The organism is Roseovarius lutimaris (assembly GCF_900115165.1).
In the GTDB taxonomy this organism is placed as follows: Bacteria; Pseudomonadota; Alphaproteobacteria; order Rhodobacterales; family Rhodobacteraceae; genus Roseovarius; species Roseovarius lutimaris.
The window spans coordinates 128,512-153,848 of the sequence record NZ_FOVP01000010.1 but is presented as its reverse complement, the minus strand read 5'-3'; the positions used below and the strand labels follow the sequence as shown (position 1 = coordinate 153,848).

General features: G+C 61.4%; 25 protein-coding genes, 3 tRNA genes and 1 pseudogene. 6 read left to right on the top strand and 23 right to left on the bottom strand.

Annotated elements, in window-relative coordinates:
• Positions 1-275: integrase core domain-containing protein (locus BMZ91_RS10605; protein ID WP_143076328.1), on the top strand; the 275-nt coding region annotated here is incomplete at its 5' end.
• 11 nt (positions 276-286) lie between these two features.
• On the opposite strand, the pseudogene BMZ91_RS10600 reads toward BMZ91_RS10605, so the two are convergent.
• From BMZ91_RS10600 to BMZ91_RS10550, 11 genes and pseudogenes are all read right to left on the bottom strand, one after another.
• A pseudogene (locus BMZ91_RS10600) lies at positions 287-454 on the bottom strand (GTA-gp10 family protein); the annotation flags it as partial.
• A gap of 3 nt (positions 455-457) precedes the next feature.
• Positions 458-871, bottom strand: a complete 414-nt coding sequence (locus BMZ91_RS10595; RefSeq protein ID WP_092838233.1) for a phage major tail protein, TP901-1 family — start codon at positions 869-871, stop codon at positions 458-460.
• Between the two features lie 27 nt (positions 872-898).
• The gene (locus BMZ91_RS10590; RefSeq protein WP_092838230.1) at positions 899-1,312 is read right to left on the bottom strand and encodes a DUF3168 domain-containing protein; all 414 of its coding nucleotides are present in this window, start codon (positions 1,310-1,312) and stop codon (positions 899-901) included.
• Positions 1,309-1,647 carry a head-tail adaptor protein gene (locus BMZ91_RS10585; protein ID WP_092838227.1) on the bottom strand — a complete coding sequence of 113 codons (339 nt, stop codon included), beginning with the start codon at positions 1,645-1,647 and terminating at the stop codon, positions 1,309-1,311. Before BMZ91_RS10585 ends, BMZ91_RS10590 begins: the two co-directional genes overlap by 4 nt.
• A complete protein-coding gene (locus tag BMZ91_RS10580; protein WP_092838224.1) occupies positions 1,647-2,246 on the bottom strand; it encodes a head-tail connector protein in 600 nt (199 codons plus the stop codon). Before BMZ91_RS10580 ends, BMZ91_RS10585 begins: the two co-directional genes overlap by 1 nt.
• Before the next feature lie 154 nt (positions 2,247-2,400).
• A complete protein-coding gene (locus BMZ91_RS10575; protein ID WP_092838298.1) occupies positions 2,401-3,582 on the bottom strand; it encodes a phage major capsid protein in 1,182 nt (393 codons plus the stop codon).
• A 35-nt stretch (positions 3,583-3,617) separates the two neighbouring features.
• Complete coding sequence (locus BMZ91_RS10570) at positions 3,618-4,175, bottom strand: HK97 family phage prohead protease (protein ID WP_092838295.1); 558 nt, start codon at positions 4,173-4,175, stop codon at positions 3,618-3,620.
• A gap of 47 nt (positions 4,176-4,222) precedes the next feature.
• Positions 4,223-4,462 (bottom strand): GTA head formation protein, RCAP_rcc01685 family, encoded by a 240-nt coding sequence (locus BMZ91_RS10565; protein ID WP_092838221.1) that lies wholly within the window; start codon positions 4,460-4,462, stop codon positions 4,223-4,225.
• Complete coding sequence (locus BMZ91_RS10560) at positions 4,455-5,648, bottom strand: phage portal protein (RefSeq protein WP_092838292.1); 1,194 nt, start codon at positions 5,646-5,648, stop codon at positions 4,455-4,457. The genes BMZ91_RS10565 and BMZ91_RS10560 overlap by 8 nt, the downstream gene beginning before the upstream one ends.
• Positions 5,649-5,900: 252 nt before the next feature.
• On the bottom strand, positions 5,901-7,253 hold the full coding sequence (locus tag BMZ91_RS10555) for a DNA-packaging protein (RefSeq protein WP_245736311.1): 1,353 nt from the start codon (positions 7,251-7,253) through the stop codon (positions 5,901-5,903).
• Positions 7,171-7,521, bottom strand: a complete 351-nt coding sequence (locus tag BMZ91_RS10550) for a hypothetical protein (RefSeq protein ID WP_092838215.1) — start codon at positions 7,519-7,521, stop codon at positions 7,171-7,173. The genes BMZ91_RS10555 and BMZ91_RS10550 overlap by 83 nt, the downstream gene beginning before the upstream one ends.
• A gap of 397 nt (positions 7,522-7,918) precedes the next feature.
• Between BMZ91_RS10550 and BMZ91_RS10545 the strand changes: the two genes are divergently transcribed.
• Entirely contained in the window at positions 7,919-8,122 is a 204-nt protein-coding gene (locus BMZ91_RS10545) for a transcriptional regulator (protein ID WP_092838212.1), read from the top strand.
• A 3-nt stretch (positions 8,123-8,125) separates the two neighbouring features.
• Here the strand turns inward: BMZ91_RS10545 and ispG are convergent, their stop codons facing one another.
• From ispG to hemA, 3 genes are all read right to left on the bottom strand, one after another.
• Complete coding sequence (ispG, locus tag BMZ91_RS10540) at positions 8,126-9,256, bottom strand: flavodoxin-dependent (E)-4-hydroxy-3-methylbut-2-enyl-diphosphate synthase (protein WP_092838209.1); 1,131 nt, start codon at positions 9,254-9,256, stop codon at positions 8,126-8,128.
• A gap of 102 nt (positions 9,257-9,358) precedes the next feature.
• A complete protein-coding gene (locus BMZ91_RS10535) occupies positions 9,359-10,603 on the bottom strand; it encodes a helix-turn-helix domain-containing protein (protein WP_092838207.1) in 1,245 nt (414 codons plus the stop codon).
• A 116-nt stretch (positions 10,604-10,719) separates the two neighbouring features.
• Positions 10,720-11,949, bottom strand: a complete 1,230-nt coding sequence (gene hemA, locus BMZ91_RS10530) for a 5-aminolevulinate synthase (RefSeq protein WP_092838204.1) — start codon at positions 11,947-11,949, stop codon at positions 10,720-10,722.
• Between the two features lie 236 nt (positions 11,950-12,185).
• Here hemA and BMZ91_RS10525 point away from each other — a divergent pair, with 236 nt between their 5' ends.
• Positions 12,186-13,574 carry a M20/M25/M40 family metallo-hydrolase gene (locus BMZ91_RS10525; RefSeq protein WP_092838201.1) on the top strand — a complete coding sequence of 463 codons (1,389 nt, stop codon included), beginning with the start codon at positions 12,186-12,188 and terminating at the stop codon, positions 13,572-13,574.
• Between the two features lie 34 nt (positions 13,575-13,608).
• Positions 13,609-14,496, top strand: a complete 888-nt coding sequence (locus BMZ91_RS10520) for an alpha/beta fold hydrolase (protein ID WP_092838198.1) — start codon at positions 13,609-13,611, stop codon at positions 14,494-14,496.
• A gap of 64 nt (positions 14,497-14,560) precedes the next feature.
• On the opposite strand, the gene BMZ91_RS10515 is transcribed toward BMZ91_RS10520, so the two are convergent.
• The 5 genes from BMZ91_RS10515 to BMZ91_RS21090 form a co-directional block, all read right to left on the bottom strand.
• Positions 14,561-14,637, bottom strand: a tRNA-Asp gene (locus BMZ91_RS10515).
• Between the two features lie 33 nt (positions 14,638-14,670).
• Positions 14,671-14,747: transfer RNA gene (locus tag BMZ91_RS10510), tRNA-Asp, on the bottom strand.
• 115 nt (positions 14,748-14,862) lie between these two features.
• Positions 14,863-16,014 carry a mandelate racemase/muconate lactonizing enzyme family protein gene (locus tag BMZ91_RS10505; protein ID WP_092838289.1) on the bottom strand — a complete coding sequence of 384 codons (1,152 nt, stop codon included), beginning with the start codon at positions 16,012-16,014 and terminating at the stop codon, positions 14,863-14,865.
• A gap of 244 nt (positions 16,015-16,258) precedes the next feature.
• Positions 16,259-17,275, bottom strand: a complete 1,017-nt coding sequence (locus tag BMZ91_RS10500) for a GlxA family transcriptional regulator (RefSeq protein ID WP_092838195.1) — start codon at positions 17,273-17,275, stop codon at positions 16,259-16,261.
• Entirely contained in the window at positions 17,268-17,513 is a 246-nt protein-coding gene (locus BMZ91_RS21090; RefSeq protein ID WP_143076327.1) for a hypothetical protein, read from the bottom strand. The genes BMZ91_RS10500 and BMZ91_RS21090 overlap by 8 nt, the downstream gene beginning before the upstream one ends.
• A 108-nt stretch (positions 17,514-17,621) precedes the next feature.
• Here BMZ91_RS21090 and BMZ91_RS10495 point away from each other — a divergent pair, with 108 nt between their 5' ends.
• Both BMZ91_RS10495 and BMZ91_RS10490 read left to right on the top strand, forming a co-directional pair.
• Positions 17,622-18,596, top strand: a complete 975-nt coding sequence (locus tag BMZ91_RS10495; protein ID WP_092838192.1) for a quinone oxidoreductase family protein — start codon at positions 17,622-17,624, stop codon at positions 18,594-18,596.
• 143 nt (positions 18,597-18,739) lie between these two features.
• On the top strand, positions 18,740-19,699 hold the full coding sequence (locus BMZ91_RS10490; RefSeq protein WP_092838286.1) for a DUF808 domain-containing protein: 960 nt from the start codon (positions 18,740-18,742) through the stop codon (positions 19,697-19,699).
• Between the two features lie 52 nt (positions 19,700-19,751).
• Here BMZ91_RS10490 and BMZ91_RS10485 read toward each other — a convergent pair.
• The 4 genes from BMZ91_RS10485 to BMZ91_RS10470 all read right to left on the bottom strand — a co-directional run bounded on the left by BMZ91_RS10485 (position 19,752) and on the right by BMZ91_RS10470 (position 25,029).
• Positions 19,752-19,827, bottom strand: a tRNA-Val gene (locus tag BMZ91_RS10485).
• 94 nt (positions 19,828-19,921) lie between these two features.
• Positions 19,922-20,776 (bottom strand): universal stress protein, encoded by an 855-nt coding sequence (locus BMZ91_RS10480; protein WP_092838189.1) that lies wholly within the window; start codon positions 20,774-20,776, stop codon positions 19,922-19,924.
• A 13-nt stretch (positions 20,777-20,789) separates the two neighbouring features.
• Complete coding sequence (locus tag BMZ91_RS10475; protein ID WP_092838186.1) at positions 20,790-22,280, bottom strand: SulP family inorganic anion transporter; 1,491 nt, start codon at positions 22,278-22,280, stop codon at positions 20,790-20,792.
• Positions 22,281-22,467: 187 nt separating this feature from the next.
• The gene (locus BMZ91_RS10470) at positions 22,468-25,029 is read right to left on the bottom strand and encodes a cation:proton antiporter (protein ID WP_092838183.1); all 2,562 of its coding nucleotides are present in this window, start codon (positions 25,027-25,029) and stop codon (positions 22,468-22,470) included.
• Positions 25,030-25,337 lie beyond the last annotated feature (308 nt).

The window sequence follows — 25,337 nt, the reverse complement described above, 5'->3', positions numbered from 1 at the left end:
AGAAGGTGCGGGACTGGATCGCTGCCGTCGGTGCCAAGACGGCTTACATCGAACCCGGATCACCTTGGGAGAACGGATATTGCGAAAGCTTCAACGCCCGTTTCCGCGACGAATTGCTCAATGGCGAAATGTTCTACACCTTGCGCGAGGCACAAATACTGATCGAGCAATGGCGAATCCACTACAACACCGTCAGGCCGCACAGCGCATTAGGTCATCGACCGCCCGCGCCAGAAAGCATCGTTCCGATAGACCAGAGGCCCACAATGCACTAACAATTAACCTGGACCACCCGACGGGGGCACGCCACCGTCTCGAACCGGTCCACCAGATCAATCAGTGATCCGGCTTCAAGGCCCGCTTCAAGTTCGGCCAATGCCCCAAGCGTCAGCTTGAGAACCTGCCGCTCTCCGTCGATGACCAACGCCACCTCACCTGCCCAGGGGTTCGCCATGGGTCACAGCACAGTAAAGGTCAGCTGACCCGCCGAGGCGAGCGCAACCTCATAGGTCGCCTCGCCATCATGGGTGCCGCCATATTCGATCGCCGTGACCTGAAACGCACCCTCGATGGTGCCAAAATCGGGGATCACCACCTGAAAATCGGGTGTTTCGCCATCAAAGAAAATCTGGCGCGCGCGCTCGTCACTGGCCGCATCGCGGAAGATGCCAGACCCGCTGATACTGGCCGATTTCACACCGGCACCGGCCAGCAACTCGCGCCAGCCCCCCGCCGATTCAAGGCTGGTGACATCGACGCTCTCGGCGTTAAAGCTGACCCGCGTTGCACGCAGCCCGGCCACCGTTTCAAAATTACCGCTGCCATTGAGATCAATCTTGATCAGCAGGTCCTTGCCATTCTGTACTGCCATTGGTCTTATCTCCAATAAATCATAGGGTTATGGGGTGTCGTCCACGCGCGCCCGAAACGTCAGGTCGATCCGGCGCAACTGACCGCCGCTCTCTCGTCGGGCGCGGGCGCGCAGGAAATCAAGGTTGCTCAGCCGCCCACGCGCCAGCGTAAGATCGGCCCCGACAAGTGCGTCACTGACCGCGCTGGCCACCTCTTTCGCGGCCAGAAAACCGGCGTTTTCGGTAACGACCGAAACGGTGAACCGGTGCCAGGCGCCCCCGGCGGTGGCATCTGATCGGTCACGCACGTCTTCGGGGCCGAGCGTGACATGGGTCTGCGGCACCTGGCCGGCGGGGATCGCATCAAAGATCGCGTCCCCGACCAAAGCCGCCAACCCGCTATCTGCGGAAAGACGTTGAAAAACCGCCTCTTGCAGGGCCGCCTCTACGGCATAGCTCATAGCACCACCTCCTCTTGCGCCCAGCAGGTCAGAAACCGCCCCGCCGCATCCCGCTCGGTCACCGACTGAATAACAAATAGCCGGGACCCATCGCGAAACCGCTGACCGGGCTTGGGGCGCGCCGGGCTGTCTTGTGGCGCGGCGCGCACCGTGATCCGAAAGGTGGCACGCGACAGGCTTACCGCCGCACCGGCCACTCCACGCCCCGTGCGCGCCACCACCTCGGCCCAAAGCGTGCCACGCGGTAGCCAGGCCTCGATGAACCCGCCCGCGCCATCGGGCTGGCGATCCGGCACCTCAAGCACAAGCTCCCGATTAAGGTGAACGGGGCCCATCATGCACCCCTCCCACCAAGCAGACGCACCGTGCGATAGCGCTCGATCAGGCTTGAAACCCCGAACGGCATACAGCCATCGCCAAGACCCGTCTCATGGCGGTACTCATAATAATGCGCCGCCAGCAACAGCACCGCCTGCGCCAGATCCGCCGGCAGATCGCCCCATGCCACGCCATACCCGGCGCGAAACACGATCTCGACCGTGCCCCCCGGCGCAATCGGCGCAAGCATCGTGCCGCTCGGTCGCAGGATCGGGCGATGCGCGTCCTGCTCAAGGCGATAGTGATCGGGGGTGACCAGATCGGCCTCATCGGCGCGGTTGCGCAAGCTGAGGCTGACGATCTCGACGACCGGCGCCACCGGCAAGGCTTGGCCTTGGCCATCGCGCCAGGCGCTCAGCACCCAGGAAAACTCTCTTTCAATCAGAACCTTACCCGTGCGCGCCTCAATCGCGGCCATGGCGGCGCGCAGAAAACTTTCCAGAACCGGGTCCTGAATATCGTCATCCGCAAACCCCGTCCCCAGCCGCAGATGCGCCTTGAATTCCGCCAGCGGCAGCGCGGCCAGGGGAACCGCAGTTTCTTCGATTAACATCATGGACCTACTCCATACATCCCGGACCCCTCCGGTGGTTCAGGCGCGCACCACCTCGCGTCGCTCGGACGGAGGGGAAGAGCTGGACAACGCCAATATGCGGCAGCACGCGCCCCAGGACGGAGGCCATCATGCCCCCGCCCCGCTTCGCCCGTCCTTAGGAGAGGGCGAATTTCAAAAGCTTGATCGCCTTGAAGTCGCTCACATCACCACCCACACGCTTGGTTGCGTAGAACAGGACATGCGGCTTGGCACTGTAGGGATCGCGCAGCACGCGCAGATCGGGGCGCTCGGCCACGATATAACCGGCGCGGAAATCGCCAAAGGCAATCGCATCCGCGCCCGTGGCGATATCCGGCATGTCCTCGGCAATCAGAACCGGATAGCCCATCAGACGCGCAGGCTCACCCGCCGCAAGACCATCCGACCACAGGAACCGCCCATCCGCATCCTTGAGCTTGCGCACAGTGCCTGCGGTTTTCGAGTTCATGACAAAGCTGGCATTGGCGCGGTATTCGGCGCCAAGCGCATAGACCAGATCGACAATAGGATCGGCCCCGCCAATCGCGCCGTCGGCCCCGGTCGGCACATAGCCAAGGTTGCCCCAGACCCAGACATCGTTGTCAACGCTCGGATGGGTCAGGAAACCGCGCGGCTTGTCCACACCATCGCCGCTCACAAAAGCTGCGGCTTCGGCGCGGGCAAACTTGTCGGCAATCCGGCCTGCAAGCCAACCCTCGACGTCAAACGCGCTGTCGTCCAGCAGACGCTGGCTAGCCTTCGGCAGCGCGCTCAGCTCGTGCAGCGGGATGGTAATCCGGTCAATCACCGGCGTCGCGGTCTCTGCCGTGCCCGCCGTTTCGGTCGCCCAGCCATGGCCGACATCGGTATGGTCAATCAGCACGTCAAAGCTTGTCGCCTCGACCCCCACGACATTGGCCACGGCCCGGATCGACGCGGTCGAGCTCAGAACCGACTGGATCGTCTCGGCGGTCTGCGGATCAACCAGATAGCCACCATCGCCAGCCACAGCGGTATTGAGCGCCTTGCCCTCAAGCTCAAGACCGCGCAGGCCATCATCGTCGCCCGCCCGCAGATAGGCGTCAAACGCCTTGCGATGGGGTGCATATGTGTCACCTGCGGCGGCCAGTTGCGGGCGCTGAAGGCCAAGAGGTTTGCGTTCAAACATGGTCATCTTCTCTTCTTGCTGTTGAAGTCGGTTGTGAACATCGGACTGAAAGCCCTTGAATTCGCTCATGAACCCCGCGATTGCGGATTTCACTTCGGCCGCCGGAGAAAGATCTTCCCCGGTCCGAGAGGTTGCCTCGGTTTTGCTCATCATAAGATCCTGTAGCTTTGGTCCTGTTGGGCGCGTTACATCTGCGCCATCTCCCGGCGGGCGTCCTCAAAGGCCGCCGCCAACTCGCGCAGGGTGTCTTCGGCCAGGCCATCGCCCTTGGCCGCAACCCGCGCACTGGGCAGCATCGGAAAGGTCACAAGCGACACCTCCCAAAGCTCCAGTTCCGTCAAGAGCCTGCGGCCCTTGTCATTCTTGCTGGCGCGGAGCGTGCGATAGCCGATGCTCAGCCCGTCAATCGCACCCGCCGCAATAAGCGCCGCCGCCTCTCGGACCCGCCCGACGCTTTCCAAAAGGCGACCCTTCACGAAAAGCCCCCGCGCATCCTCGCGCACCTCGTCCCAGACGCCGATCGGCTGGCTCGGGTCGTGCTGCCAAAGCATCTTGACCTTGCGCCCCTCGGTCACAAGCCGCGTTAGCGATTTGGCATAGGCCCCCGCCTCCACGATATCACCGCCCTGATCGGTGGCCCCGAACAGACTTGCATAGCCTTCGATCGCACAGCCATCGGTCACGCTCAGCGCATCATCATCAAACCGCGCGAATTTGCGCTCCAGTCCCGTTTCCATATCCATTTGCCTCATCCTTTTGCCCAAGGAGGGGATCACCCCACTCATCCCGTTCACGGCAGCGCGGCCAAGATCGGCTGAAATGCCTGCACCAGAATGGCCGCCACCACGCCATAGACCGCCAGCCACAACCGCCGCTCCAACCTCTCCAGCGCGGCTTCCATCCGCATCAGCCGGTCGCTCAGCGCGCGGGTCTGCAATTCGGCCACCCTTTCATGCGCCTCAAGCCGCAACGCCGGTGCGCAATCAAAGGCCTCAAACCCGTAACGCTGCGGCGGGTGCTGCTCAGCCATTCAAATCCCCCTCGGCCAATGCCGGAAGCCCCAGCAGTTCGCGTTTTTCCGCATCGGTCAGAAAATCGGCGGTGGCCACCCGGCTCCACTGCGCATCGCGCTCGGCCGCAAGGGCCGGCACCTGATCAAGGTCGGGGCGCAACTCAAGCATCTCGCCGCTGAACCCCGCAAGCCAGTTCGTCACCGACGCCGCCACCCGCGTGGCCAGCGGCAAAACCGTCAGCCGATAGAATGCCCGATTGGCCTCCTGGTAATTCGAAAACGTCGCATCACCGGGGATACCAAGCAGCATCGGCGGCACCCCAAACGCCAGGGCAATCTCGCGCGCCGCACTTTCCTTGGTCTTCTGGAATTCCATATCCGAGGGGCTGAACCCCATCGGTTTCCAGTCAAGCCCGCCCTCCAAAAGCATCGGGCGACCGGCATTGCGCGCGCCCTGGTGATGGGCCTCCATCTCGCTCACCAGCCGCTCATACTGATCGTTGCTCAGGCTGCCCTGCCCCTCGGCCCCGCGATAGACAATCGCACCGCTGGGACGTGCCGCATTGTCGAGCAACGCCTTGGACCAGCGGCTTGCGGAATTATGCACATCCACCGCCTGCGCCGCCGCCTGCAAGGGTGACAAACCATAATGATCGTCCTGCGGATGAAAGCTTTTGACATGGCAGACAACCGGATTGCCCTCGCTCACGTCAAACCGGTGCTTGCGCCCTGAAACCGCATATTCATAGGCAATCGGCCAGCCATCGGCGCCCGGCACCACACTCATCCGATCCGAGCGCAACACATGAAGCTCAAGCGGCACACCCTGGCCTGCGCCAACCGCCTCGACATAGGCATTGCCGGTCAAAAGCAACTGACCATAGAGCGCCTCGAAAAGTTCGGCCCGCCCCTGCGCCGGGTTCGGCGCCTTGATCAGGTCAAGCAACGGATGCTCCGAAAAGCGGCGCTCGCAATCCTGCAACACCAAAGGCAGCGCCGCCGCCGCCTCGGCGATCATCTTGACACAGCGAAATCCAACCGGATTGCCAGCAAAGCCGATGCGCGTCAGGGTCACCGTATCGCGCGGGCTCCATGCCACACGACCGGCGCCATGCCAGGCCATGACCCGCCCCGTGGCACTGGCTTTTTGCTCGGGCGTCACCGCCGGTTCCGCACTGCCCTGCCGGAAGAAGTCCAATATCATCTCGCGTTCTCCTTGGTCCTGCATCCATTGGGCTCATTGCCCGCTTGTCGCCATCAGACGCTCAAAGGTTTAAGAAAAATAAACCACACCGTGCGCCGCCGCCCACAGGCCCTCGGACGCTGCCAAAACGCTCTTACCCTTTGTTTTTCATAGAGAAATGAAAACCACTCCCAGAACCAAAAACAAAAAAGGCGCGGCGACCTTTCAGCCGCCGCACCAGATTTATCCCGTTCAATCCCCAAAGCCGCGCCGTCACACCGCGCGCACACTCGGGTTGCGCCATTTGGCGGCCGGCTCCAGAATGAGATCGCTGATCGCCCAGACAAGTGCATCCACCCGGTCCGGGCTACCCTTGCCCTCGAACCCACGCGCCGTCATCGCGCACATCTGATCCTCAAGCGCGCTCAGCCCGCGCAGATGCAAGATACGGCCCTGCTCATAAAGCGCCGCCACCGGCTCTGCGCGGGCAACCTTGCCCCGGCTGGCATGCACCTTGCGAAACGGCACCAGCGGATCGACCTGCCGGATCACCTGCTCAACCATGTCGCCGCCCTGGTTGACCTCAGCCACAAGCCGCTCTGCCCCCCATTGCTCCATCGCGCGGATGGCCGCATTGGCCCACCGCGTCGGACTAGCGGCGCTGATGCTGCAATCGGCAAGCACATAGGCCCGCCAATCCTGCACCGGCCCGCTGGTCACCGCGCCGACAACCACGATCCCGCATTCATCCGATCCGCTATGCCCGGTTACAGGCGGGTCGACCGCCACGATCACCCGGTCCATCTCGGGCACCTGGTCAATCCGAGCCGCCTCCAGCATCCCAGAGGTCCAGAGCGCATCCTCGGCCTCATCCACCAGAATACCGTCAAGCTCCTGCCGCCCAAGCCTTGTTCCGGCATAGCGCGTCCGTACCTCCTCCAGAAAGCTCTCGGCAAGATAGGCCCGGTTGGCCTCGGTCGGCGCATTTGTCACCACTGTGCTTGGCGCCGCCAACAGCTCCTTCAAAACGCCCACATTGCGCGGCGTGGTCGTGACACAAACTCTTGGATCGTCGCCCAACCGCATCCCGAACTGAAGCATATCCCAGGTCGCGCGGGCCTTCTTCCACTTGGCCAGCTCATCGACCCAGGCGCCATCGAACTGCGGCCCCCGCAAGCCCTCGGGATCATGCGCCGAAAATACCTGCGCCGTGGCCCCGTTGGGCCAGATAAGCCGTTTGCGCGTCGCCTGCCATACCGGGCGCCGATCGGGTGGCGAACAGGCCATGATGCCGCTTTCGCCAAACACCATGACCTCTCGCACCTGATCAATCGTCTCGCCGACAAGCGCCAGACGCTGACAGCGGCCCTTGTCCAAGGGCCGCGCGCCCTCCACTTGTGCACGCACCCATTCGGCCCCGGCGCGGGTCTTGCCTGCCCCGCGCCCCCCCATGATCACCCAGGTGCGCCAATCGCCCTCTGGCGCAATCTGATGATCCAGCGCCCAGAACTCGAACAGATAGGGCAGCGCCATAAGCTCGCCATCACTCAGCGCATCGAGGAATTCGTCCTGGGCATCTTGCCCTTCTGAGACGATCCAGCCGGCACCCGATCTGAGCCCGTGCATCGTCGAAATCGAGGGCATAGTCGTTGACGATGCCTCGGTCTTGTTTTTTACGTTTTTCAAGTTGCGCCTCCGCTTCTATCGCGATCTTGAGCCATTGGCGGATTTCACCTGTGGCCTTGGTTGCGTTTTTGAGTTCATCCAGGTCCCCAGCCCTGATCTTGAGATACAAATCCTCCAGTTCTTCGCGCATTTCCGCCAATTGACGTTCAAGCGCATTGATCGAAGTCGTAAGGCCCGTGGGCCCCTCTTCGGGGGTAATCAAAACCATGCGTGCTCTTGCCTCATGTGATTGCTATGCTGTCAGCGTCCCCTCCGCATATGCGACACAAAAAACGGCCACCGGGGTCACCCCCGGGGCCGCTTGCCCATCTCGTCCAGCATGTCACAACCTATACGGGAAACCGTTCGCAAAGTCAAGATGTTAGCAGATCACTATCCCCCCGCAACAGACCGGTATCATTACTTTTTATTAACGAATACCCGCCCTGCGCCCGCAACGCGCGCACCTCTGAATGCCCTTCATCTTTCCCGAAATACTCCCGCCGGAGGCGCCAAAACCGCAACACATCGAACAGGCCGACAGGTGTATTTCTGCAAAGGACTGCACCCCTGAAACACCCAGCCCATATGCCGTGGCATTCATTTCGGGGACAAAACGCCCATGTATGAAAGCCTCTGCCTCGCCGCCGAGGGCTATATGGTCGCGCTCGGGTCAGGTCAGCCGCGCCGGTGGCATGGTTCAGGTGACCTGCATCATCCGCCCCGACCGGCTTGACGGGTTGCTTGAGGCCGCTTTTCAGGTGGTCGAACGCCATATCGGCGCGGTCTGCGTGACCGATTGTGATGTGCTTCGCGCCGAACGGTTCTAACCTCTACTCCGCCGCATCCTGTGCTGCGGTTTCCGCCTCGATTTCTGCGGCGCGCTTTTCGACCTGCTCGACGATATGCTCGACCATCTGATCGTTGTCCATCCGGTGGCTTTGCTTGCCCGCCAGATAGACCATGCCATTGCCCGCCCCGCCGCCGGTAAAGCCGACATCGGTCATCAGGGCCTCACCGGGGCCGTTCACCACACAGCCGATGATGCTCAGGCTCATCGGCGTCTTGATGTGCTCAAGGCGCTGTTCAAGCGCCTCAACCGTCTTGATCACGTCAAAGCCCTGGCGCGCACAGCTTGGGCAACTGATGATGTTCACACCGCGATGCCGCAGACCAAGCGATTTCAGGATTTCATAACCAACCTTAATCTCTTCCACCGGATCGGCCGACAGGCTGACGCGGATCGTATCGCCAATCCCCATCCAAAGAAGGTTGCCGAGACCGATCGCCGATTTGATCGTCCCGCTGGTCAAACCGCCAGCCTCAGTAATCCCAAGATGGATCGGCGCATCGGTGGCCTCTGCCAGCTGCTGATAGGCGGCGGCGGCCATGAATACATCCGAGGCTTTGACGCTGATCTTGAACTCGTGAAAATCATTGTCCTGCAAGATGCGGATATGCTCCAACCCGCTTTCGACCATCGCGTCGGGGCACGGCTCGCCGTATTTGTCCAAAAGATGCTTTTCAAGACTGCCCGCATTGACCCCGATCCGCATCGAACAGCCATGATCGCGCGCGGCGGCGATCACCTCGCGCACCCGCGTTTCGCTGCCGATGTTGCCGGGGTTGATCCGCAAGCAGGCGGCACCTGCCTCGGCGGCCTCGATGCCGCGCTTGTAGTGAAAATGAATGTCGGCAACAATCGGCACCGGGCTTTCGGCCACGATCTCTTTCAGCGCCTTTGAGCTGGCCTCATCAGGCACGGATACCCGCACGATGTCGGCTCCCGCCTCTGCCGCCGCCTGAACCTGTGCCACGGTGGCCGCCACATCGGTGGTCAGCGTGTTGGTCATCGTCTGCACGGTGATCGGCGCATCGCCGCCGACCGGCACATTGCCCACCATGATCTGTCTGCTTTTGCGGCGGTAGATATTGCGCCATGGGCGGATATGGTTCAGCGACATTGCAAAAGCCCCGTCAAATCATGTGAATTCCTGCCCCATGCCTATCGCGCAGCGGACCAATTCGCAATCGGTCGGCAAACGAACATGAAAATGGGGAAAGGGTTAGTCCTGCGCCGCAACCGGAGGGCTTACAGGCGCGGCCTGCAATTCGGCCACATAGCGCAAAAGGTCCTGATCCGCATTGATATCGGCCACGGCATAACGTCCCTGAAGCTCGCCCGGCGTCAGCGTCAGACCAGAGGTCACCGAGCCGCGCGGACCTGCGGGGCCGTAATGCTCTCCGTTGACCGCGAAATACACCGCGCCCGATTCGCCGACGCGCAGCGTCGGCGGCTCTTGCGTGGCGGGCACATCATAACTGTCGCCGGCGTTGAGGATACCCTCATAAATCACGCTGCCATCAGCCGCGCGCACCCGCACCCATGCCGCGCGTACAGCAACAAGGCGCACATCGGGCATATCATCGGCAACAACCTGTGGCCGGTTTTGCGAAACGCCGCTCTCTTGATCAAGCTGCGCAACCGCAAAACCGCTATCGCGATCCGCAGTCGGTGTGCCCGGGCTCATTGTGCCCATTTCGGCCGGATTCAGCGTCGAAATCGGCGCGTCGCGCGCCACCATCACAGGCACATCAAGCGCCTTGGGGCGATAAAGACGGTTCAACCGCTCGTTGCGCGGCGGCTGGAACACGCCCGAGGCGTCAGCCGTCGACGGCTCGGTCGTATCAGCGGCCGCCCCTGCGCTCGTCAGCGGATCAAGGTCCGCCAACACAATCGGCGTATTCTCAACCGGCGCCAGTTGAACCTGCTGCACCTGATTGAGCACGCTCCACCCGCCATAGCCAATCGCCCCGATCAGCGCCACAAGCACAAAGGCAGAGCCAATCGCGCCCGGCTCGACCCGTGCCAGAAAGCTTTCCGAGGCCGGCAAAAACGGAGCGTTGGGAGAAATCAGCGGATCAGACACCTTGGCGGTCTTGCGCACCGCAGAAGTGCCTGTCTTGCGGATCGACGAGGCCTCGGCCGACATGCCATGGGCAATCGAAAAGCCGGATTCAGCGCAAAATGCCTTGAACGCCTGATCCGGGTCCATCCCAAGATACCGCGCATAAGAGCGTACATAACCGGGGATAAATCCAGGCGTATCAAAAGCGGTGGGATCAGCATTTTCAATCGCAGCCACATAGGTGGCCTTGATCCGAAGCTCGCGTTCTACATCGAGAAGGGATTTGCCGAGCGTGGCCCGCTCTCCTCGCATAAGGTCGCCAAGTCGTAATTCGAATGCATCAAAGCCACGGGCTTCGACGTCTTTGATCTCGGCCTTGCGTGCAAACCGCCGCCCAATCATGCGCTCACTGCCTCTTTTGGTTACTAATGCGTTTTCTCGAACGTCCCGATTCGAGCTTTGCACTTTTCTTTACGCAACCTTAACACAGGGCAAGGGCAATTGCACGTTTTACGGCACTAACCAGTCAGCTCAGCGCGATTCAGCGCACAATGGCTCCAGAGTTCATCCATCGCACTTACCAGCGCATCCATCTCATCGGGGCCATGCACCGGCGAGGGTGTAAACCGCAGGCGCTCGGTGCCACGCGGCACGGTCGGAAAGTTGATCGGCTGCACATACATACCAAAGCCCTCAAGCAACATATCGCTAAGTTTCTTGGTATGAACGGGGTCGCCCACGATCACCGGCACAATATGCGAACCATGATCGACAATCGGCAAGCCCAATCCCTTGAGGCGGGTCTTGAGGATTTTCGACTGTGTCTGATGCAGCTCGCGCAGTTTTTTGCCCTCGGAGGTCTTGAGGAACGCGACCGAAGCCGTGGCCCCCGCCGCCAGCGTCGGGGCCAGCGAGGTCGAAAAGATGAAACCGGGCGCATAGCTGCGCACCGCGTCACACATCTTGGCCGAGGCCGCGATATAGCCGCCCATCACACCATAGGCCTTGGCCAGCGTGCCGTTGATAATGTCCAGACGATGCATCAGGCGGTCACGCTCGCAGATGCCCGCGCCGCGCGGGCCATACATGCCAACCGCGTGAACCTCGTCGATATAGGTCAGCGCGCCGAATTCGTCGGCCAGATCACAGATCGCCTCGATCGGGCCAAAATCGCCATCCATCGAGTAGATGCTTTCAAATGCAATGACTTTGGGCGCTTCCGGGTCATCGGCGGCCAGCAACTCGCGCAGATGCTCGACATCATTGTGCCGGAAAATCCGCTTGGCGCCGCCATTGCGGCGCACGCCTTCGATCATGCTGGCATGATTCAGAGCGTCCGAATAAATGATCAGACCGGGGAAAAGTTTCGGCAGCGTGCTCAGCGTGGCGTCATTGGCAATATAGGCGCTGGTGAACAAAAGCGCCGCCTCTTTGCCATGCAGATCGGCCAATTCGGCCTCAAGCCGCTTGTGATAGACCGTCGTGCCCGAGATATTGCGCGTGCCGCCCGACCCGGCGCCGGTGGCGTCAAGCGCCTCATGCATCGCCTCAAGAACGACGGGATGCTGGCCCATGCCAAGATAGTCATTGCCGCACCACACGGTGATCGGCTGTTCACTGCCATCGGGCTTGCGCCAGATCGCATGGGGGAAATTGCCGTTGCGGCGTTCAATATCAATAAAGGTGCGATAGCGCCCTTCCTGATGCAGACGTTCGATTGCGTCATCCAGCTTGGCCGAATAATCCACTGGCAGTCCCTTCCCTCACCGATGCCGTTCCGCGCCTCTTGCAAGGTGCCTCGCGGGCCGCAGCAACGCAGCGCGCTACTTATTCAATAATCAGAATGGGTATACATCCCATCTGTCTCTGACAACAGGCTACAAAATGCCGCTCCCCCCTTCCTTGACTTGGGTCAAGTCGCTGGACAGCACCGCAGAGCCTGTTACCCTCGTCTCAAAGCATAATTCAACATCGAAGGCCAGCCATGTCCCTTACCGCCGTTCTCGCCCGCATTGACGACCAACTGCCGACCGCCACAGAGCGGCTGATGGGACTTTTGCGCATTCCGTCGATCTCGACCGACCCGGCCTATAGTGATGCCTGCCAGGACGCTGCGGACTGGCTTGTCGCAGACCTGCAAAGCCTTGGTGTAAAGGCGCAAAAGCGCCTTACCCCCGGCCACCCGATGGTGGTGGGGCATATCGACGGGCCGAGCGATGGCACCGGGCCGCACCTGCTGTTTTATGGCCATTACGATGTGCAGCCGGTTGACCCGCTTGACCTCTGGCACACCGACCCGTTTGATCCGCAAGTGCAGGACAGCGATCACGGCAAGGTGATCCGCGCGCGCGGCGCCTCGGATGACAAAGGACAACTCATGACCTTTGTCGAGGCTTGCCGCGCCTATAAGGACGTGACCGGTGCCCTGCCCTGCAAGATCACGTTTTTCTTTGAAGGCGAGGAGGAATCAGGGTCGCCCTCTCTGATTCCCTTCCTGCGCGAGAATGCTGACGAGCTTTCGGCCGATATCGCGCTGATCTGTGACACCTCGATGGTCGCGCCCGGCGTGCCCTCGATTGCCTCACAACTGCGCGGCATGCTCAAGGATGAATTCACGATCGAAGGCCCCCGCATCGACCTGCATTCCGGGCATTACGGCGGCCCCGGCCTGAACCCGCTGCGCGAGATCAGCCGCCTGATCACAAGCTTTCATGACGACACCGGCCGCGTCGCGGTCGAGGGCTTTTATGAGGGCGTTCATGAGGTGCCCGACGACCTCTTGCGCCAATGGGAAAGCTGCGGGTTTGACGAGCACGACTATCTCACCTCGGTGGGCTATACCCAGCCCCACGGCGAACAGGCCTATTCTACCCTTGTCCAGCAATGGGCGCGTCCGACGCTTGAAATCAACGGGCTCTGGGGCGGTTATCAGGGGGCGGGCAGCAAGACGGTGATTCCGTCCAAGGCGCATTGCAAGCTGACCTGCCGCCTTGTGGGTGACATGGACCCCGATGCGCTGCGGCTCAAAATTCGCAAACATGTCGAAGACCGCCTCTCGCCCGACGTCAAGATCACCTGGGATCAGAACCTGGAGGGCTCGCCCGCTGCGGTAATGAATATCAATCGCCCCGAATTTGAAAAAGCCCGTGCGGCGCTTTCGGATGAATGGGCGCGCGAAGCGGTTTTTACCGGCATGGGCGGCTCGATCCCGATTGCGGGGTATTTCAAGGAAATCCTCGGGCTTGACGCCATGCTGATCGGATTTGCCCAGGAAGATGACGCTATCCATTCCCCCAACGAGAAGTACAACCTCTCAAGCTTTCACAAAGGCATCCGAAGCTGGGCCCGTGTGCTTGACGCATTGGCGGGATAAGCGTGGGTTTCACCCACCCTACAGGCAACCGCAGATGACAATTCCCGGTTTCAGCGATCACGTATCCGCCCCCAACGGCGTAGAGGTCGCCTTTTCGCAAGGCGGCTCTGGCCCGGCGCTTTTGGTGCTGCACGGCTTTCCCCAGACCCGCGCCATGTGGGCGTCGATCGCACCAGAGCTTGCCAGAACCCATCGTGTCATTTGCCCCGACCTGCGCGGCTATGGCCAATCGGGCAAACCGCAAGACGTGGCCGCCTATGCCTTTCGCGAGATGGCGCGCGATTTGACCGCACTGATGTCAGAGCTGGGTCACACGACATTTCACCTCATCGGCCATGATCGCGGCGCCCGCGTCGCGCACCGCCTTGCGCTCGATGCCGCGGACCGCGTGCAAAGCGTCACGCTGATGGATATCGTCCCGACCCACACATTGCTCGCCGATCTGCGCACCGATGTGGCGCAGGCCTATTACCACTGGTTCTACCTCGCCCAGCCGGAGCCCTTCCCCGAAACCATGATCGGCTATGACCCCGACGCCTTTTATCACGCCTGCCTGTTGGGCTGGGGCGGCACAAAGCTCTCGGATTTTGACGCGCAACGGCTCGATCACTACCGCGCCGCCTGGCGCGATCCCGACACGATTCGCGGCATGTGCAACGATTACCGCGCCGTTCTGTCGCATGACTTTGCCGATGACACTGCGGACCTTGGCGCGCGCATAGCCTGCCCTGCCCTTGTTCTTTACGGCGCGGATGGCGCCATGGCGCGGGCCTATGACGTGCCTGCCACCTGGGCCCCCAGATGCACCAAGATGCAAAGCGCCGCCATCCCCGGCGGACATTTCTTTCCCGATACGGCGCCGGGCGCCACGCTCACCGCGCTCAAGGCCTTTCTGCAAGCCCAGGCTTTCACCGTTCCATAAATACTCGAACGCCGCACTTGCACCGCGCCCAACGCTGTCCGTCATGGAAATCAAACAGGAAAAGTGGCGCGGTTGACGGGACTCGAACCCGCGACCCCCGGCGTGACAGGCCGGTACTCTAACCAACTGAGCTACAACCGCGCATCTCACGTCCAAGGGATCATTGGGCAGCGGTGGCGCGGTTGACGGGACTCGAACCCGCGACCCCCGGCGTGACAGGCCGGTACTCTAACCAACTGAGCTACAACCGCTCACTGCTTGCCCGATCCCTCAGGCGTGTTGCGCTTCTACGGCGGGCCTGCGCCCCCGTCAAGCGCCCGTAACGGGAAAAATCAACTTTCCGGGCATGTTGCCTTTTACCCCCGCTCAACGACACTCACAGCTTGCTGTCCGGTAGCGCCCGAGCGCCTCTGGAAGCACCTCGATGCCAAGGCCCGGCGCCTCACGCGCGCGCCATTCCCCGCCCCCAAGCGCACCACCCGGCCCCTCGAACGCACTGCGCAGCGGGTTGGGGTTCACATCCACCTCAAGCAGGCCATCCCCGCCAGCCGCCGCAAGCACCGCGCCCGAGGCCGCAAGCCCGATCCCGCCGCCAAGAAAATGCGGGCAATACCGCCGCCCCTGCGCCAAAGCGCGCTTTGCAACCGCAAAACAACCGCTTATCCCGCCCCATTTCACCACATCGGGCTGAACAACCGTCAAGGAACCCGCCATCAGGGCCGCCTCAAACCCGGCCAGGCCAACGATATTTTCACCACCCGCCAAAGGCATGTCCGCCGCCCGCGTCAGCGCCGCCCAATCCTCGGGGCGGGCAAACACCGGCAAGGGCTCTTCCAGCCAGCCAAGCCCTGCCCCGCGCAGGGCCTGCACAAACGCCAAAGCCGCAGGCAGATCCCACGCCTGATTGGCGTCAGCACATAGCACTGTCGTCGCAGGCAACCGCTCTTTCAACGCCAAAAGACGTGCGGCATCCCCTTGGTCAAAGCCGACCTTGACCTTGAATGCGCCAAACCCGGCATCGCGCGCGGCGGGGATCAACGCATCCGCCGCATCAATCGCGATTCCGCTGGCATAGGTCGGCACCGCCCCCGGCGCGCCCTCGCGCAGCATATGCCGCAGAGGCCGCCCGGCGCGCCGCGCTACCAGATCCCAAAGCGCGATATCAAGCCCCGCGATCACCTGATCAAACGGCCCCTGTTCGCCACATTGCACCGCTCGAATGCGGGTAAGGGCGCAAAGTCGTCGGAAAAACGCCTCGGGGTCTGCGGCGCTCTGGCCAAGCACCAGCCCCGCGATATCGCGCTCAAGCAGGGCCACGCGATGCTCGGCGCCGGCAGCGGGCCAATTGGCAAACACCTCACCCCAGCCAAAACAGCCATCACTGTCCTCAATGCGCACAAACACCGCCGGACGGTCCCGCATCACCCCAAAGGACGTGGCCACCGGCGCCTTGATCGGCACCCGAAAGGCATGCGCCTCAATCCGGGTGATCGACGCCGTCCTCTGCCCCTCTGTCATGATGCCCCCATTGCCTGCTTCAAGGGCCCAAGCCTGCAATGACAGGCCCCGGTGCGCAAGCTTTGATCATCGCAAACGAAAGACAGTTATACTCCAAACACTCGGAAACCCGAGTTTCCGGAGTATAACTTCTCTATTTTTCCAACAACTCATCTGAAAACCGGTTCCCACTTTTCAGGTCGATCGAGTAGAGCAAACATTGCTCGAAAGAGACCGGACCAAAACCGTGACAAGACCAGCGGTCTCACGACGATTTTCGGCTCTGCCCTGGCGTATAGCCAAATCGCGCACGAAAGGTCTTTGTGAAAACCACCGTCGATGTAAACCCTGACGCCATGGCGATCTCGCTCACCCTCAAATCGGTCTCGCGCAGCAAGCTACGCGCATGATCAAGGCGCAGATCACGGAAGAATCGATAGGGCGACTTGCCGAGGTATTTGACGAACAAACGCTCCATCTGTCGCCGCGAGCATCCCGCAGCCTCGGCCAGTTCGTCCATCGAAGGCGGCGTCTCGATCCCCGCCTGCATCGCCTTGATCGCGCGCACAAGCAGCGGGTTGCGCGTCTCGATCGCTGTGCTCACCGAGGCACGTTGCGGCGCGCGGTCGCTGCGTCGTTGGCTGTAAAGACACATATCGGCCACAAGATCGGCAAACACGCCACCGTAATCGGCTTCGATCTGCTCAAGCATCATGTCCGTAGCCCCGACACCGCCGCCACAGGTAAAGATCTGACCATCCACCTCATAGGCGTTCTGCGTCACCTCGACATCCGGGAACCTTTCTTGAAAGGCGGGCTGGTTCTCCCAATGCAAGGTCGCGCGACGGCCCTTCAACAACCCCGCCTGCGCCAGAGCAATCGCACCCGTACAGATACCGCCCACGCGCCCACCGAACCGCGCATGCTGGCGCAAAGAGCCAAGCAGATCCTTTGCCATCCCGCCGGTGCGCACGGTGCCGCCACAGACCACCAGATCGGTTTCGCGCGGAAACGGCCCAAGCGATTGGTCGACATTCACCGACATGCCACAAGAGCTGGTGACCGGCGCGCCCTCCCAAGAAGTGACAGTCCAACGATAAAGCGGTCGCTGTGCCAATTGATTGGCGATACGCAGCGGATCAAGCGCCGCGCTAAAGGCCAAAAGCGTGAAATCCGCCAACAGGTGAAAGGCAAAATGACGGGCCGGACGGGCGGTTTCAATCGCAAAAAAGGCCGCGCCCTGCGGGATGATGGCCGCGCGGGACACGGCTGGTTTATTCATCGGGCAGCCAACGCAGCATCACGCCGTTGCGCGGATGCCGATCAATGGCGGTCGGCTCGGTACGAGTCTTCTTCATCTTCGCCTCTTCTCGCGTTTCGGTTTCCCACAAGACCATGGTGCCGCCACGTTCGTTTTCACCCCCGGACGCCCGCAACGGTCTTGCCCGCGGCGCTGATCTGCGGTTCTGGCGCGCTGACGAAAAGCAGAGGCCAACGACCTTGGCTGCTGCCTTTGCCACCCTCCACTCTTACTTACCACACTTATCCTGGCGCTGGACAAAACCTGACAGGGATGTTCAGTGTCATCTGAAACACTCTTCCATAGCAAGAACAGAGAGCAACAGCCGATGGCACGCAGCGTAATTATCGAAGACTTCGGCGGCCCGGAGAAAATGAAGCTCGTCGATCGCGAGATCGGTGATCCGGGGGCCGGTGAAATCAGAATTCGGCACAAGGCCTGCGGGCTCAACTTCATCGACGTCTATCAGCGCACCGGTCTCTACCCGCTTGATCTGCCGCATGCCCTGGGAATGGAGGCGGCGGGGATCGTCGAGGCCGTAGGCGACGGGGTGACCCACCTCAAGCCCGGCGACCGGGCCGCCTATGCCGCAATGCCCCCCGGCGCCTATAGCGACGCGCGCATCATGCCCGCCGCTCAGGTCTGCCCGCTGCCCGACAGCATTTCGTTTGAGGAAGGCGCCGCCATCATGCTTCAGGGGATGACGGTAGAGTATCTCTTTCACAGGGTCTGGCCGCTCTTGGCTGGCGACACCGTCTTGTTTCACGCCGCCGCCGGTGGTGTCGGGCTCATGGCCTGCCAATGGGCAAAGTCCGAGGGGATCGAGCTGATCGGCACAGCCGGGACCGATGAAAAATGCAAGCTCGCCCTCGAAAACGGCGCCGCACATTGCATCAACTATCGGGCGCATGATTTCGTGCCAGAGGTGAAAAAGCTCACCGATGGCGCAGGTGTCAATGTTGTGATGGACGGGGTCGGCAAGGATACCTTCGACGGTTCGCTCGATTGCCTCAAGCCGCTCGGCATGATGATTTCCTTTGGCAATGCGTCGGGGCCGGTCGATCCGGTCAGCCTGCTTACCCTTGCCAACAAGGGTTCGCTCAAACTGACACGCACCACTCTGTTTACCTTTCTGGCCGATCACGCGCGCTGTCAGGACATGGCAAAGCATCTTTTCTCCAAGGTCGAAAGCGGCGCCATCAAGGTCAGAATCGGCCAGAGATTTCCGATTGAACAGATCGTCGAGGCACATCGCGCCCTTGAGGCCAGACAGACAACAGGATCGACCGTCATAACCCTCTGAGCCCGCCCCCCCCCCGGTCTCCGGGGTCTGCGGCGCGCCTTGAGGAGCGGCTTGAACGTGACAGCAAACTGAGACAACATCGACAGGTGGGCATTTACGCGGGAATGCCAGTTTGTGTTGCGGCAACCGAGGGAAAGACCTTCATGAGTGGATTACTGGCCCTTCTGGACGACGTCGCAGCGATCGCAAAGCTGGCGGCGGCGCAACTTGACGATATCGCGGCGCAGGCCAGCAAAGCCGGAACAAAGGCCGCAGGCGTGGTCATTGATGACGCTGCGGTGACGCCGAAATATGTGACCGGTCTGCCGGCCGCGCGCGAATTGCCGATCGTGTGGAAAATCGCGCGGGCGTCGTTTTTCAACAAGCTGGTGATCCTGTTGCCCGTGGCCCTTCTGTTGAATGCCGTCCTGCCGTGGATGTTGACGCCGCTCCTGATGATTGGCGGGGCCTATCTGAGTTTTGAGGGGGCAGAGAAGGTTTGGCACCTTATCGTCCCGCACAAGGATCACGGCCCCCAGCAGGCAGAGACGCTGGATGCGGCGCATCTGGAAGAGCAGCGGGTGAAAGGCGCCATCAAGACCGATTTCATCCTGTCGGCAGAGATCATGACAATCTCGCTCGCCCAGATCGAGATCGACACCCTGTGGATACAGGGGACGGCCCTGGCGGTGGTGGCCATCGGGATCACCGCCCTGGTCTATGGCGCCGTGGCCTTGCTGGTGAAAGCCGATGATTTCGGAATTCTGCTCAGCGCGAAAGGTCGGTTTGCCGCAACCCAGGCGGTCGGGCGCCGGATTGTCGCAGCGATGCCCGGCGTGATGGTGGTGATCGCGTCGGTCGGCACCGTGGCCATGCTCTGGGTCGGCGGCAGCATCATCGTGCACGGGCTGCACGATCTCGGCTGGCACCTGCCCTATGAGCAGATCAAGCACGCCGCACAGGTCACAGCGACCAGCCTTGGCACCGCGACAGGCTTTGTCACCTGGCTGGTGACCGCCGGGCTGGACGGTATCATCGGGCTGGCCACCGGGTTTGTGCTGATCCCGATTATCACCTACGCGGTGGCGCCGGTCACCGGCTGGCTCTTTCCAGAAAAAGCCTGATGCGGCCCTGCCCCCGGCATGCACAGGGTTGTGTTGCTTTTCAGAGGGGGAATGGTGGGTGATGAGAGGCTCGAACTCCCGACATCTTCGGTGTAAACGAAGCGCTCTACCAACTGAGCTAATCACCCGAGTGCGGGCGTCTTAGCCAAGCCCGCCGCACAGTGCAAGAGGCTTTGTTCACCTTCCTGCAATTCCTTGCCAATCCGACGCCCCGATGCGCACCTAACGCATCAAAACCACCGGCACCTTACAGGATCGGATCATCGCCGTGGTGGTCGAGCCGATGATCAGACTGCGAATGCGGCTATGGCCATAGGCGCCCATTACCAGCATGTCGAAATCGGCCTCTTCCACCAGCTTGCCAAGGGCCGCATCCGGTTGACCGGAAACGACGCCGATTTCGGCGGTGATCCCGGCCGCCTCAAGCAGGGCGCGGGCATCCTCAAGGCCTTTCTTGACCTCGGGCGTGGCCGTGCCGACGGTGACCACATGCACCGACAGGCCCGCGAAGACCGGGTTGCGCGCGATCTGATCCACCGCTTTCATCGCCGAGACACCGCCGTCATAGGCCACAAGCACCTTTTCGATCGGCCGAAACGCGCGCGCGGCCACGACGACAGGCTTGTGGCTGGCGCGCACGATCCGCTCAAGGTTCGATCCCAAATGCCCCTTGGCAAAATCCGCCGCCTCGCCGCGCTTGCCGATCAGGATCATTGCCGCATCGGCTTCGACCTCGGCCACGGTTTCCACGATATCGCCATGACGCAGCCGGGTGGTGATCTCGCTCACCCCGGCGCGCTCGACAATGGCGCGGGCATCCTCAAGAATGGCACGCCCGCGATGCGCCACAAGCTTGGCGCGCTGCTCATCCAGCGTCGCCAGCTCTTCCAGCAAAGCGGTGCGCGCGCCAAGCCGGATCGAGCCCGACAAATCGGAATTTTCCGCGCTTTCGCGGCGCCCCAGCACATGCAAAAGCTCAACCGGTGCCTCTGCGCGCGCCGCAAGCCATGCGGCATGCTCGCAAACCGAAGCCGAATAGATCGAGCCATCCACCAGCGCGATGATCTTGTCCGTCATGGGTTCTCCCCCCTCAATGCGCCATCAACGTGTCTATGGCTCCGGGCTTATCATGAATTGCCAGCTTGTCGACGATGGTTTCGCTTGCCTCGTTCATGCCGACGATTTCGACCTCGGCACCATCACGGCGGAACTTGAGAACCGCCATGTCAAGCGCCTGCACCGAGGATATATCCCAGATATGCGCGCCGCTCACGTCGATGACAACCTTGTCGAGCGCCTCTTTGAAATCGAAGGCATTCATGAAATCCTCGACCGAGCCATAAAACAGCTGCCCCTCGACACGATAGGTCCGCACCCGCCCGTCGCGTGTGATATCGGTCGTGACCCGGAACAATTGCGAGATTTTGCCCGCAAAGAAGATCCCCGACAAGAGCACACCGACCAGCACGCCAATCGCAAGGTTATGGGTATAGACCACCATCACCACCGTCGCGATCATCACGACCGAGGACGAGCGCGGATGCTCGCGCAGGTTCTTGATGGACGACCAGCTGAACGTTCCGACCGAAACCATGATCATGATCGCCACGAGAGCCGCCATGGGGATGCGGCTCACCATATCGCCAAGCCCGACCACAAGGATCAGCAGGCACACACCGGCCACGAAAGATGACAGGCGCCCGCGCCCGCCGGATTTGACGTTGATGATAGATTGCCCGATCATCGCACAGCCCGCCATGCCGCCGATGAACCCGGTGGCGGAATTGGCCAGCCCCTGACCGATGCATTCCTGATTGCGGTTCGATTTGGTATCGGTCAGGTCATCGACGATATTCTGCGTCATCAGGCTCTCAAGCAGGCCGACAACCGCCACCGCGATCGAATAGGGCAGAATGATCATCAGCGTTTCAAGGTTGAGCGGAATGTCGGGGATCAGAAAGATCGGCAAGGTATCGGGCAAGGCGCCCATATCGCCGACCGTGCGCACATCAAGCCCAAGCGCCAGCGTTACCGCCGTCAGCACGATGATCGTCACAAGCGGCGATGGCACCGCCTTGGTCAACAGCGGGAACAGATAGATGATGCACAACCCCGCCGCCACCAGAACATAGGTGATCCATGGCACCGCGCGCGGGTCAAGTTCTGGCAGTTGGGCCATGAAAATAAGGATCGCAAGCGCATTCACAAAGCCCGTCATCACCGATTTCGAGACATAGCGCATCACAAAGCCAAGCTTCAAAATGCCCGCGCCGATCTGTAACAGCCCGGCAAGAACGGTCGCCGCCAACAGGTATTCCAACCCGTAATCGCGCACCAGCGTCACCATAAGCACCGCCGTCGCCGCCGTGGCTGCCGAGATCATCCCCGGCCGTCCGCCGGTGATCGCGGTGATCACCGCAATCGAGAAACTGGCATAAAGCCCGACCTTGGGGTCAACCCCGGCGATGATCGAAAAGGCAATCGCCTCGGGGATAAGCGCAAGCGCCACAACCAGCCCCGACAAGACGTCGCCTTTGATATTTCCCAGCCATTGGCCACGATAGGCATCAAGTGAAATCATGTGAAATCCGTTCCTGACCGAGCCCGCCAAAACCGGCCCTGTCATCTCTGTGCAGTTTTATCGTCGATGATCCGGCGCTTTGGCCGCCCCAAAGCCGCCGAGGTCACTCCCCAGGGGTTCCGGTTGATTGGCCGCAGGCTTTATCGCCCCTGTCCGGCATTGCCAACCCCATGCGCGCGCATTGCTGCTAGGGCGTTGCGGCAGGGTCGCGCGGCGCGGGCTTTGCCACCTCGGACTCGGACGCGACAAGCTCGGGAAGGGTAAAGGCCTCTGGGCTCAAGCCCCGCTTTTTGGCCGTGGCGCGCACCGCCTCTTGCAAGCTCTTGCTGCGCTTGAGCAGTTTGACAAAACGCGCCTCGTCCAGCACCAGCAGCGTCGAAGGCGCAATCGCGCGCACCTCGGTACGGCGAGGCTTTTGCATCAGAATCGCCATCTGGCCAAACATATCGCCCCGCCCAAGCCGCCAAGTCTGGTTCGCAGTCTCAAGCTCGACCGCGCCAGAGGCAAGAAAGAACACGCTTTTTGGCGCGCTATCCTTGGCCACGACGATCTCATCCTCGTTGACATAGCGCGTGCGCAACGCCCGCGTCAGCTGCTTGAGGCTGCGTTCATCAAGCTCGCTAAACAGTTGGAACTGGCTCACCAGCACTGACTTTTGCACCGCGAGGTCAAGCTTGGGGCGCTCTTCGGCCTTGAGACGGCGGGTATCGATTTCCTGCACCAGCGATGTATAAAGCTCCGCCCCGATAAGCCCGTCTCCGCGCAGCGCCTCATATTCGTGCGCCTCAAGGCGCAGGGCGGTGCGGCGGATAAAGCGGCGCTCAAGCTCTTCGGCATAGCCCGGATATTGCAGGCGCAACCCCTCAAGCGCGGTCTCGACCCGCTCGATGCGCCGGGCCTGAAGTTCCTGCAACAACTCGGCCACGCGACGCCCGTGAATGCGCCGGATGCGTTTATCGATAAAACCGCTCAGATCGCGCAGGATCAGGCGCTGCGACAGCAACACCTCAAACCGGTCGGCCGTCAACTGCGCCAGCGGTCTTGCCAGAGCACAGCGGTTGTTGAGAAACACCGCCAGACGAAACGCCTTGCCATAGCGCAGGCTTTTACGCGTCGCGCGCTGATAGCCGGTGCGACCGCCGCTGCGCGTCGCCTCAATCAGGCGGTCCGCCTCGGTCAGTATCTGCTCTGAGAGACGTGCCGAAATCGCGCGCTCGCGAAATCGCGCCAGGATCGTGTCGCGCTCGGCCCCCGCAAGCGCAATAAGCCCAAGCGTGATCCGGTCCCGATCCGAAATTGCCGCATGCTCCTCGGCGGCCTTGACCGCACCGTCAAGACGTTCGCCAAAGCGCTTGGCCTCGGAGCGCACGGTTTCCTTGGTCAGCTCATAGTTTTCCGAGACCCGCGCCACATCCTCGCGCACCGCCTGAAGCGCCACCGCGATCACCTGATTGCTAAGAGCGGAATCCAACGGCGACAACCGGTCAAGCCCAAGCCGCCCGATCACCCATCGAAGGGTCGTGCCCTGCACCAGCAGCGTGAACAGGGTAAAGCCGGTGGCCAAAATCCCGACCAGCCGCTTGACCTCAAGCGGCACCCGGACACTCTCGGTCACGGCAAGCGCTAGCGCCAGGGTCACCGCCCCGCGCAACCCACCCCAAAGGATCGCCGCGCGGTAGGGTCGCTCGACCACAGGCGACAGTTTGAGCGCCGATAAGATAGGCATCAACCCGAACAGGATAAGCGTGCGCGCCGCAATCGCCGCCAGCGTCACCACCACGATCAGGATGACATCGCTCGCCCGCACCTCTTCCAGCAGGCGCGGGATCAACAGGGCCGCCAGAATAAAGATCAACGCCCCGGCCCAATGCGCCAGAAGGTTCCACACCTCGCGCAGATTGCCCCAGGCGGCGGGCGGAAGCCGCGCAGGCCCGGTCAGGTTGAGCGTAAGACCCGCCGCGACAACAGCAATGACGCCCGAAGCGCCGATGCTCTGTTCCGCGCCGATATAGGCGAGATAGGGCAAGGCGACCGAGACCGAAATCAAGGCCAGCTCATAGCGCGCGAAAAGCGCCATGATCCAGACCGCCACCCGCGCCGCCAGCCAGCCCACCACGGCCCCGCCCGCGATCAGCACCGGAAACTGAGCCAAAGCATCGCGAAGCGTCGGATCCGGCGCGCCAAGGCGCACAAACCCCATGAACAGACCAAAAAGCGCAATCGCCGCCGCGTCATTCAAAAGGCTTTCGCCCTCGATGATCCGCGACAACCGCCGCGGAGCCGAAATCGAGCGGAAAATGCCAACCACCGCCGAAGGGTCGGTCGTGCTGACAATCGCGCCGATCAAAAGACAGGCGGCAATCGGCAAAGCACTCGCCGAGGCAAGCGCATAGCCAACCGCGAGCGTCGCCACCACCACCGCCACCACCGCCAGCACAATGATCGGCACCCAGTCATCCAACATCCGGCGCGGGTTCATCCCAAGCGTGACCTGAAACAACAATGTCGGCAGGAAGACATACAAGAACACGTTCGAGCGGATCGGAAGCGCCAGAATCGCCTCGGCCACGGGGTTGAGGGCATCGGTAATTTCGGTGCGCAGAAAAAAGATCGCCGCCGCCCCGATCAGCATGCCAAGACAGGCCAGAATAACGCTATAGGGCAAGCGCAGACGCGCCGCCAACGGGTCAGCCGCAGCTATGACCAGAAACAGCGATGCAATGATCGTGGTGATAAGAACGATGTCCATACCACTGATAATAGACCAAGAATTACCGGTGTGAAATCACGCTTTTGGCCATGGCCCATCTCAAATACGTCATTTCCTGCCACAAAACGCGATAGCGGCCGATACGTACCGCAATCGAGCGTTTAAACATGTAGAAATTCGGCATTCGCATCGCTGACCGACCCTAAGGCGGCCAAAGAGACGCTCGACGTCTTGCTTTATCGAATATTAAGGCAAATTTCGACATTCCTCAAAAAGGTGCCATCCCCTTCTTTATCGCACCTATCGGCGTTTTCCGTTTCAATAAACTTGCGCTTACACAGCCATGG

Bases quoted from the DNA above. Each gene is read 5' to 3' on its own strand.
- BMZ91_RS10550 (WP_092838215.1), bottom strand. From the start codon at position 7,521: ATGGTTTTGATTACCCCCGAAGAGGGGCCCACGGGCCTTACGACTTCG.
- BMZ91_RS10520 (WP_092838198.1), top strand. From the start codon at position 13,609: ATGACAATTCCCGGTTTCAGCGATCACGTATCCGCCCCCAACGGCGTA.
- BMZ91_RS10500 (WP_092838195.1), bottom strand. From the start codon at position 17,275: ATGAATAAACCAGCCGTGTCCCGCGCGGCCATCATCCCGCAGGGCGCG.
- BMZ91_RS10555 (WP_245736311.1), bottom strand. From the start codon at position 7,253: ATGCACGGGCTCAGATCGGGTGCCGGCTGGATCGTCTCAGAAGGGCAA.
- BMZ91_RS10505 (WP_092838289.1), bottom strand. From the start codon at position 16,014: ATGACAGAGGGGCAGAGGACGGCGTCGATCACCCGGATTGAGGCGCAT.
- BMZ91_RS10590 (WP_092838230.1), bottom strand. From the start codon at position 1,312: ATGAGCTATGCCGTAGAGGCGGCCCTGCAAGAGGCGGTTTTTCAACGT.
- BMZ91_RS10570 (WP_092838295.1), bottom strand. From the start codon at position 4,175: ATGGATATGGAAACGGGACTGGAGCGCAAATTCGCGCGGTTTGATGAT.
- BMZ91_RS10575 (WP_092838298.1), bottom strand. From the start codon at position 3,582: ATGAGCAAAACCGAGGCAACCTCTCGGACCGGGGAAGATCTTTCTCCG.
- BMZ91_RS10565 (WP_092838221.1), bottom strand. From the start codon at position 4,462: ATGGCTGAGCAGCACCCGCCGCAGCGTTACGGGTTTGAGGCCTTTGAT.
- ispG (WP_092838209.1), bottom strand. From the start codon at position 9,256: ATGTCGCTGAACCATATCCGCCCATGGCGCAATATCTACCGCCGCAAA.
- BMZ91_RS10470 (WP_092838183.1), bottom strand. From the start codon at position 25,029: ATGGACATCGTTCTTATCACCACGATCATTGCATCGCTGTTTCTGGTC.
- BMZ91_RS10595 (WP_092838233.1), bottom strand. From the start codon at position 871: ATGGCAGTACAGAATGGCAAGGACCTGCTGATCAAGATTGATCTCAAT.
- BMZ91_RS10545 (WP_092838212.1), top strand. From the start codon at position 7,919: ATGAAAGCCTCTGCCTCGCCGCCGAGGGCTATATGGTCGCGCTCGGGT.
- BMZ91_RS10490 (WP_092838286.1), top strand. From the start codon at position 18,740: ATGAGTGGATTACTGGCCCTTCTGGACGACGTCGCAGCGATCGCAAAG.
- BMZ91_RS10535 (WP_092838207.1), bottom strand. From the start codon at position 10,603: ATGATTGGGCGGCGGTTTGCACGCAAGGCCGAGATCAAAGACGTCGAA.
- BMZ91_RS10495 (WP_092838192.1), top strand. From the start codon at position 17,622: ATGGCACGCAGCGTAATTATCGAAGACTTCGGCGGCCCGGAGAAAATG.
- BMZ91_RS10580 (WP_092838224.1), bottom strand. From the start codon at position 2,246: ATGATGTTAATCGAAGAAACTGCGGTTCCCCTGGCCGCGCTGCCGCTG.
- BMZ91_RS10480 (WP_092838189.1), bottom strand. From the start codon at position 20,776: ATGACGGACAAGATCATCGCGCTGGTGGATGGCTCGATCTATTCGGCT.
- BMZ91_RS10585 (WP_092838227.1), bottom strand. From the start codon at position 1,647: ATGGGCCCCGTTCACCTTAATCGGGAGCTTGTGCTTGAGGTGCCGGAT.
- BMZ91_RS10525 (WP_092838201.1), top strand. From the start codon at position 12,186: ATGTCCCTTACCGCCGTTCTCGCCCGCATTGACGACCAACTGCCGACC.
- BMZ91_RS10475 (WP_092838186.1), bottom strand. From the start codon at position 22,280: ATGATTTCACTTGATGCCTATCGTGGCCAATGGCTGGGAAATATCAAA.
- BMZ91_RS10560 (WP_092838292.1), bottom strand. From the start codon at position 5,648: ATGATATTGGACTTCTTCCGGCAGGGCAGTGCGGAACCGGCGGTGACG.